Origin of the sequence: Pseudomonas sp. Fl4BN1 (assembly GCF_009908285.1) — a bacterium.
In the GTDB taxonomy this organism is placed as follows: domain Bacteria; phylum Pseudomonadota; class Gammaproteobacteria; order Pseudomonadales; family Pseudomonadaceae; genus Aquipseudomonas.
The window spans coordinates 243797-251349 of sequence record NZ_JAAARM010000006.1 but is presented as its reverse complement, the minus strand read 5'-3'; the positions used below and the strand labels follow the sequence as shown (position 1 = coordinate 251349).

Below are 7553 nucleotides of genomic sequence, written 5' to 3'. Positions count from 1 at the left end.
AAAGCGGCCTGCTGGACAAGGACGACAACCCACTGAAAAACGCCCCGCACACTGCGGCCGAGCTGGTGGGGGAATGGTCCCACCCGTACAGCCGCGAACAGGCGGTGTACCCGGTGGCGTCGCTGGTCGATGGCAAGTATTGGCCGCCAGTGGGCCGGGTCGACAACGTGTTCGGCGACCGCAACCTGGTGTGTGCCTGCCCGTCGATCGAAAGCTACCAGGACGCCTGAGCCGTCCATCACTGGAGAGCCGTGCCCCTACAGATACCGCGTATACCTGTAGGAGCCGGCTCGCCGGCGATGAACGACAACGCATCAATCGAGTAGAACTGCGGCGCCTGGATCGCGGGCAAGCCCACTCCTACAAGTGCCTGCCTGCCGATCACTACAATAAGAAACCGGAGAACCAACATGTCCCTGAGCGTGTTCGACCTGTTCAAGATTGGTATCGGTCCCTCCAGCTCTCACACCGTTGGCCCGATGCGCGCGGCTGCGCGTTTCGTCGAAGGGCTGCGTCGCGAACACCTGCTGGCAAGCACCACCCGCGTCAAGGTCGAGTTGTACGGCTCGCTGGGCGCCACAGGTAAAGGTCACGGCAGCGACAAGGCGGTTTTGCTGGGCCTGGAAGGCGAACACCCGGACACCGTGAATACCGAAAACATCGCCGCTCGCCTGCAGGAAATACGCAGCAGCGCGCACCTCAACCTGCTCGGTGAACAGCGCATTGCGTTCAACGAGAAAGAACACTTGGTGATGATCCGCAAACCCCTGGCGTATCACCCCAACGGCATGATCTTTCGTGCCTTCGATAGCGCCGGCCTGCAAATCCGCAGCCGCGAGTACTACTCGGTCGGCGGCGGCTTCGTGGTCGATGAAGACGCCGCCGGTGCGGACCGCATTGTCGAAGACACCACCCCGCTGACCTTTCCCTTCAGGAACGCCAAGGAACTGCTGCAGCACTGCAGTACCTACGGCCTGTCCATCAGCCAGGTGATGCTGACCAATGAAAGTGCCTGGCGCCCGGAAGCGGAAACCCGTGCCGGCCTGCTGAAGATCTGGCAAGTGATGCAGGACTGCGTGGATGCGGGCTGCCGCAACGAAGGGATTCTGCCGGGCGGGCTCAAGGTCAAGCGCCGCGCCGCTGCCCTGCACCGGCAACTGTGCAAGCACCCGGAGGCGGCGCTGCGTGATGCGCTGTCGGTGCTGGATTGGGTCAACCTCTATGCCCTCGCGGTCAATGAGGAAAACGCCAATGGTGGCAGAGTGGTCACGGCCCCCACCAACGGTGCGGCCGGGATCATTCCGGCAGTACTGCACTACTACATGCGCTTCATTCCCGGAGCCACTGAAGACGGGGTGGTGCGCTTCCTCCTGACCGCAGCCGCCATCGGCATTCTGTACAAGGAAAACGCCTCGATCTCCGGTGCCGAAGTCGGATGCCAGGGTGAGGTGGGCGTGGCCTGCTCGATGGCGGCCGGGGCGTTATGCGAGGTCCTGGGTGGCAGCGTGCAACAGGTGGAGAACGCCGCGGAAATCGGCATGGAACATAACCTCGGACTGACCTGCGACCCGATTGGCGGCCTGGTGCAAGTGCCCTGTATCGAACGCAACGCCATGGGCTCAGTTAAAGCCATCAACGCGGTGCGCATGGCGCTGCGAGGGGACGGGCAACATTTCGTCTCCCTCGACAAGGTGATCCGCACCATGCGCCAGACCGGCGCCGACATGAAAAGCAAATACAAGGAAACCGCCCGTGGCGGTTTGGCCGTGAACATTATCGAGTGCTGATACGCGAATTGCGTTTGCGTACATTTTTCAGGAGTTGCCCATGTCCACCGAATCACTGTTGAAAACCCCACTGCACAGCCTGCACCTGGAACTGGGTGCCCGCATGGTGCCGTTTGCCGGCTACGACATGCCAGTGCAATACCCGCTGGGGGTGATGAAGGAGCACCAACATACCCGCGAGCAGGCCGGCCTGTTCGACGTGTCCCACATGGGGCAGATCCGCCTGAGCGGCGCCAATGCCGCCAAAGCCCTGGAAAGCCTGGTGCCAGTGGACATCATCGACCTACCGGTGGGCATGCAGCGCTACGCCATGTTCACCAACGAACACGGTGGCATCCTCGACGACCTGATGGTCGCCAACCTGGGTGACAACCAACTGTTCCTGGTGGTCAACGCGGCCTGCAAGGATCAGGACCTGGCCCACCTGCGCCAGCACATCGGCAAGCAATGCGAGATTCAGCCGCTGTTCGAAGAACGTGCCCTGCTGGCACTGCAAGGCCCGGCGGCCGTCACCGTACTGGCGCGCCTGGCGCCGGAGGTGGCGAAGATGACCTTTATGCAGTTCAAGCCAGTGTCGGTGCTGGGTGTGGACTGCTTTATCAGCCGTTCGGGTTACACCGGGGAAGACGGTTTCGAAATTTCAGTACCAGCGGCCCACGCGGAAAAACTCGCCCGTGCCCTGCTGGCCGAACCGGAAGTGGCGGCCATCGGTCTGGGTGCCCGTGACTCCCTGCGTCTGGAGGCTGGTCTGTGCCTCTATGGCCACGACATGAACAGCGATACCACACCGATCCAGGCCAGCCTGCTCTGGGCTATTTCCAAGGTCCGTCGAGCCGACGGCGCTCGTGCTGGCGGCTTCCCCGGGGCGGAGGTGATCTTTACCCAGCAGAAAGACGGCGTCAGTCGCAAACGTGTCGGCCTGCTGCCCCAGGAACGTACACCGGTACGTGAAGGCGCGGAGATTGTCGACGCCGAAGGAAACATCATCGGCAACGTCTGCAGTGGCGGCTTCGGCCCGACCCTGGGCAGTCCGTTGGCCATGGGCTACCTCGACATCCAACACACGGCGCTCGATACACCAGTTGCAGCGATAGTTCGTGGGAAAAAGGTACCAATGCTTGTAAGCAAAATGCCATTCGTGCCACAGCGCTATTACCGCGGCTAAAGGACTGTTTCCATAAGTAACGCGGTTGCGTTAAAAGCGCACTAATCTGTAACGCAACCGCCATAAAACAGTGCATATTTTCGATACTGAACTTTACTTAGAACGCCCGAAAACAATTGAATAACTCTATCGAATAAGCCCCGCACGCTAGTTCCACCAAACCTTGGCAAGCTGAGCAAAACCGGGGGTTCGCGGGGCTTGTTTTTTCTCCCGTAGTTGGCGTAGAGTTTCTCCACTGTGTTTGCATGGGTCGCTTGGAATCGTGACCTGGGCAGTAGCTAACAAGTTTGCTACAACCCGTTCGACGTCTCTTACTTTCCTGCAACCCAGCCCAGTACTCTTTCACGAGAAAGAGACTGTCATTAATTTTTTAGCGTCAAAGGAAATAAGAAATGTCCCAACGTCAGAGCGGTACCGTCAAGTGGTTTAACGACGAGAAAGGTTTTGGTTTTATCACTCCAGAAAGCGGTCCGGATCTGTTCGTACACTTCCGCGCCATTCAGGGCAACGGCTTCAAAAGCCTGAAAGAAGGCCAGAAAGTGACCTTCATCGCTGTGCAAGGCCAGAAAGGCATGCAGGCTGACGAAGTACAAGCAGAAGCTTAATCGCCTGTAACGAAAAAGCCCCTGATGCTGACATCAGGGGCTTTTTTGTGCGCGCAATTCCGTAAAATGGCTTCTTTTTTCAGTCGAGAGCCTGTCATGTCGAAACATCTGCTAAGCCCACAAGGCGATTTTCCCGCCGTCGGCCTGGGTCGTCGCCTGGCAGCGATGTTCTATGATTTTCTACTCTGCGTCGCCCTGCTGATCGTCACGGGAGGCATCTACAAGCTGATCCAGATGCAGATCATCGGCGAAGCACGGATGCGCACCCTGACCGAGTCCGGCGCCCTGGACGGCGATCCGCTGTACTCCACGATCCTGCTGTTCGTCCTGTTCGGCTTCTTCGCCAAATTCTGGACCCATACCGGACAGACCCTGGGCATGCAGGTCTGGGGCATCCGCGTACAGAACGCCGACGGCAGCCGCATCAGCCTGTGGCAGGCACTGCTGCGCTTCATGGTGTCCATCGCATCCTGGCTGTGTGCCGGCCTGGGCTTCTTCTGGGTGCTGGTGGACAAGCAGAAACGCAGTTGGCACGACATTTATTCCAACACCCAACTGGTGCGCATTCCCAAGCAGAAGAAGTAATACGCCACAGACAAAAACGCCCCGACAGATCGGGGCGTTTTTTTATGGCTGGGATAAACCGATCAGGCGTTGCCTGCAAGCCGCATGCGCGCAGCCTGGGTGAAGTCCAGCATGCGCTTGAGAGGACGAAGCGCATTGGGAATCAACGCGGGATCAACATTGATCTCATTGCTGCCATCCTGCAGGCACTGCAGCGTGCGCTCCAGGGTGTTCATCGCCATCCACGGGCAATGGGCGCAACTGCGGCACGCCGCACCGTTACCAGCCGTAGGTGCTTCGATAAACACCTTGTCCGGGCACAGCTGCTGCATCTTGTAGAAGATCCCACGGTCGGTAGCGACGATGAAGGTCTTGTTCGGCAGACGCTGCGCAGCGGCGATCAGTTGACTGGTGGAGCCTACCGCGTCAGCCAGGTCGATCACCGAGCTGGGGGACTCCGGATGCACCAGGATCGCTGCGTCCGGATACAACGCCTTCATGTCTTCCAACTGCTTGGACTTGAACTCTTCATGAACGATGCAGGCACCGTCCCAAAGCAGCATGTCGGCACCGGTCTGGCGCTGGATATAGGTACCCAGATGCTTGTCCGGACCCCAGATGATCTTCTCGCCGTTGTCCATCAGGCTTTCAACGATTTCCAGGGCGCAGCTAGAGGTCACCACCCAATCGGCACGAGCCTTGACCGCCGCAGAAGTGTTGGCATACACCACCACGGTACGTTCGGGGTGCTGATCGCAGAAGGCCGAGAATTCATCCACCGGGCAGCCCAGGTCGAGGGAGCAGGTGGCTTCCAGCGTCGGCATCAGCACGCGCTTTTCTGGATTGAGAATCTTCGCCGTCTCGCCCATGAAGCGCACACCCGCCACCACCACAGTCTTGGCCGGATGGGCATTGCCAAAGCGGGCCATTTCCAGGGAGTCGGACACACAACCACCGGTTTCTTCGGCCAGGGCCTGAATCACCGGATCACAGTAGAAATGCGCAACCAGTACCGCGTCTTGAGCCTTGAGCTCAGCGGCGATGGCGGCACGAAAATGAGCCTCTTGCGCAGCGCTCAAAGGTTTGGGCTGCTTGGCGTCGAGGTGAGCTTGAACCAGAAGGCGTTCGGAAATTTGCGTCATGTTCGCAAGACCTGCAGGCGCTTGGGCGCGAAAGTCGAGTATACCACCGGCTCCGGACCACTTAAGGCCCCGCCGGGAGAGTGAGTTCATCAGGCACGGACAACATTGGAGCCGCGCAAGGCTACAGAATATCCCCGCCATTCAAAAGTTTATTCTGCCCCACACTGCGACCTACCCCTCCGGCAGCACCTCCACCGATGCAAAAGCCACCGATACGCATAGCCCATTCCTCGCTTGCTCGTCGGTGTAATCGAGCCACACTCGGGCAGCGTGTCGATCCGCGATGGCCTTGACGATGGACAAGCCAAGCCCGGAGCCCACCTCCTCAGTGCCCAAGCAGCGATGGAAGGGATCAAATACCCGCTCCCGCTCGGCCTGCGCGATACCCGGCCCTGAATCACTGATCCTCAACAAAACCTTGCCTTGCACCCGGGCCACCGACAGATCCACCCTGCCGCCCTGCGGCGTATAGCGAATGGCATTGTCCACCAGGTTCTTCACCAGGGTCAGCAGGTCCTCCTCAGAGATCAACACCTGTTCGTCCTCACCGCCCTCCACGCCGATATCGATCGCTTTGTCTTCTGCCAGGGGCAACAAGTCCTCCAGCACCTGGCGATACACACCATGCACCGAAACCCGTGAAATACGCGCGCTGGTGCCGGACTGCACGGACGCCAGCCTGAGCAATTGGTCGATCAGTTTTCTGCCCCGCTCAATACCTCGCCGCAACAACCGCAGACGCTCTTGGGCAACGCTCGACATTTCAGCAGATGCCAGGCGCTCGGCTTGCAGGGACAGGGCTGCCATCGGCGATCGCAACTCGTGGGCAGCATCGGCCACAAAACGTCGCTGCGCCGTCATGGACTGAGTAACTCGCGCCAGCAGACGATTGATTGCCAATACAAAAGGCCGGACCTCGGTCGGCAGGTGTCGCTCGTCGATCGGGTGCAGTTCCTGCTCGTCACGCAGATCGATCTCTGCGGCCAATACTGCGATGGGACGAAACAGCTTGCGCACCAGATCAGCGAGTACCAGCAATAGCACGGGAAACAGGATCAAAAACGGCAACAGGCCACGCCAGGCACTCTCGCGCGCGTCCTTGTCGCGGGCACCGGTTTCCTGGGCCACGGCGATGCGCTCACCGCGGCTTGTGGTCTTGACCAGTACGCGAAACGGCTCACCCCCGACCATCAAGGTCGACAGGCCATCGACCAGGCTGGTTGGCAATGGCAGCGGCGTATCGGCATCGCTGTCTGTCGCAGCCTTGGCGCCGTCGGCAAGGTACTGAATGACCACCCTGGACTCTTCATTGTCGTCGGCAACGACCTGGTCAGGCGCAGGGTAGCCAAGGGTCATCTGCTGACGCTCGAACAAGGCGGCCACCTGGCGCAGGGTGTTGTCCTGCATCTCCAGGGCCTCATCGAACGCCGAGACATAGGCAAAGACGCCAGCGAGAAGGGCGACGATCAGCACCGCCGCCGACAAGGCAATGGACAGCCTGAGCTGGACCGACTCGCTCAGACGCTTTTTGAAACCATCCATCCCATTCCCCTGACGTTCTTGATCACCTGGCTTCCCAGCTTGCGGCGCAAGGCGTGGATCAGAAACTCCACGGCATTGCTCTCCACTTCATCTCCCCAACCGTAGATACGATCCTCGAGCTCACTGCGCGAGAGAATCGCTCCGGGCCGGATCAACAAGGTTTGCAACAGGGTGAACTCTCGGTTGGACAGCTGCACATCAGACTGCCCCGCAGTGCTCGCTCGTTTCGATACCGGGTCCAGCGAAACCACGCCATTACTCAGCAACGGTGTTGCACTCCCGGCTTTACGGCGCATGACTGCGCGCATGCGCGCCAACAACTCGGCCATTGCAAAAGGTTTCAACAGGTAGTCATCTGCTCCACCGTCAAGACCGCGCAGGCGATCATCGAGACTGTCACGCGCGGTGATGATCAACAGGGGCACCGGGTTGTTGCCCTTGCGTATGCTGTCGAGCACCTGAAGCCCGTCCTTGCCAGGCAGCCCGAGGTCCAGCAATACCTGGTCATAGTGCTGGCTGTCCAAGGCAGCCAAGGCGGTCAAACCATTGGTGACCCAATCAGCGGCGTACCCCGCATCCTTGAGCGCACCCTGTATCGCCTCGCCAATCATGACGTCGTCTTCCACCAGCAAAATCCGCATCGTGCCTCCGCAATGAAGCAGGCCCAGCACTCGCCAGAGGAGTGCCGGGCCCGGATCAAGTCAACTCCAAGGGTAATCACTCAGCCCGTCATCTGCCGAGAAAAAAC

At 59.6% G+C, this 7553-nt stretch carries 8 protein-coding genes; 5 read left to right on the top strand and 3 right to left on the bottom strand.

Features of this window, described 5'->3' with window-relative positions:
* The 5 genes from GV818_RS09750 to GV818_RS09730 all read left to right on the top strand — a co-directional run.
* The coding region (locus GV818_RS09750; RefSeq protein WP_161776431.1) for a hypothetical protein at positions 1 to 230 on the top strand (230 nt) is incomplete at its 5' end.
* 180 nt (positions 231 to 410) lie between these two features.
* On the top strand, positions 411 to 1787 hold the full coding sequence (locus GV818_RS09745) for an L-serine ammonia-lyase (RefSeq protein ID WP_161756129.1): 1377 nt from the start codon (positions 411 to 413) through the stop codon (positions 1785 to 1787).
* 40 nt (positions 1788 to 1827) lie between these two features.
* The gene (gcvT, locus tag GV818_RS09740) at positions 1828 to 2952 is read left to right on the top strand and encodes a glycine cleavage system aminomethyltransferase GcvT (protein WP_161776430.1); all 1125 of its coding nucleotides are present in this window, start codon (positions 1828 to 1830) and stop codon (positions 2950 to 2952) included.
* A gap of 392 nt (positions 2953 to 3344) precedes the next feature.
* Positions 3345 to 3557 carry a cold-shock protein gene (locus tag GV818_RS09735; RefSeq protein WP_007977299.1) on the top strand — a complete coding sequence of 71 codons (213 nt, stop codon included), beginning with the start codon at positions 3345 to 3347 and terminating at the stop codon, positions 3555 to 3557.
* A gap of 96 nt (positions 3558 to 3653) precedes the next feature.
* On the top strand, positions 3654 to 4142 hold the full coding sequence (locus tag GV818_RS09730; RefSeq protein ID WP_161756131.1) for an RDD family protein: 489 nt from the start codon (positions 3654 to 3656) through the stop codon (positions 4140 to 4142).
* A gap of 62 nt (positions 4143 to 4204) precedes the next feature.
* Here GV818_RS09730 and nadA read toward each other — a convergent pair whose 3' ends face one another.
* The 3 genes from nadA to GV818_RS09715 form a co-directional block, all read right to left on the bottom strand.
* Positions 4205 to 5263 carry a quinolinate synthase NadA gene (gene nadA / locus GV818_RS09725; RefSeq protein WP_161756132.1) on the bottom strand — a complete coding sequence of 353 codons (1059 nt, stop codon included), beginning with the start codon at positions 5261 to 5263 and terminating at the stop codon, positions 4205 to 4207.
* Positions 5264 to 5434: 171 nt separating this feature from the next.
* Complete coding sequence (locus tag GV818_RS09720) at positions 5435 to 6805, bottom strand: ATP-binding protein (RefSeq protein WP_161776429.1); 1371 nt, start codon at positions 6803 to 6805, stop codon at positions 5435 to 5437.
* On the bottom strand, positions 6781 to 7446 hold the full coding sequence (locus GV818_RS09715) for a response regulator (RefSeq protein ID WP_161776428.1): 666 nt from the start codon (positions 7444 to 7446) through the stop codon (positions 6781 to 6783). The genes GV818_RS09720 and GV818_RS09715 overlap by 25 nt, the downstream gene beginning before the upstream one ends.
* Positions 7447 to 7553 lie beyond the last annotated feature (107 nt).

Coding starts and splice junctions, on each gene's coding strand:
- GV818_RS09745 (WP_161756129.1), top strand. CDS start 411: ATGTCCCTGAGCGTGTTCGACCTGTTCAAGATTGGTATCGGTCCCTCC.
- gcvT (WP_161776430.1), top strand. CDS start 1,828: ATGTCCACCGAATCACTGTTGAAAACCCCACTGCACAGCCTGCACCTG.
- GV818_RS09735 (WP_007977299.1), top strand. CDS start 3,345: ATGTCCCAACGTCAGAGCGGTACCGTCAAGTGGTTTAACGACGAGAAA.
- GV818_RS09730 (WP_161756131.1), top strand. CDS start 3,654: ATGTCGAAACATCTGCTAAGCCCACAAGGCGATTTTCCCGCCGTCGGC.
- nadA (WP_161756132.1), bottom strand. CDS start 5,263: ATGACGCAAATTTCCGAACGCCTTCTGGTTCAAGCTCACCTCGACGCC.
- GV818_RS09720 (WP_161776429.1), bottom strand. CDS start 6,805: ATGGATGGTTTCAAAAAGCGTCTGAGCGAGTCGGTCCAGCTCAGGCTG.
- GV818_RS09715 (WP_161776428.1), bottom strand. CDS start 7,446: ATGCGGATTTTGCTGGTGGAAGACGACGTCATGATTGGCGAGGCGATA.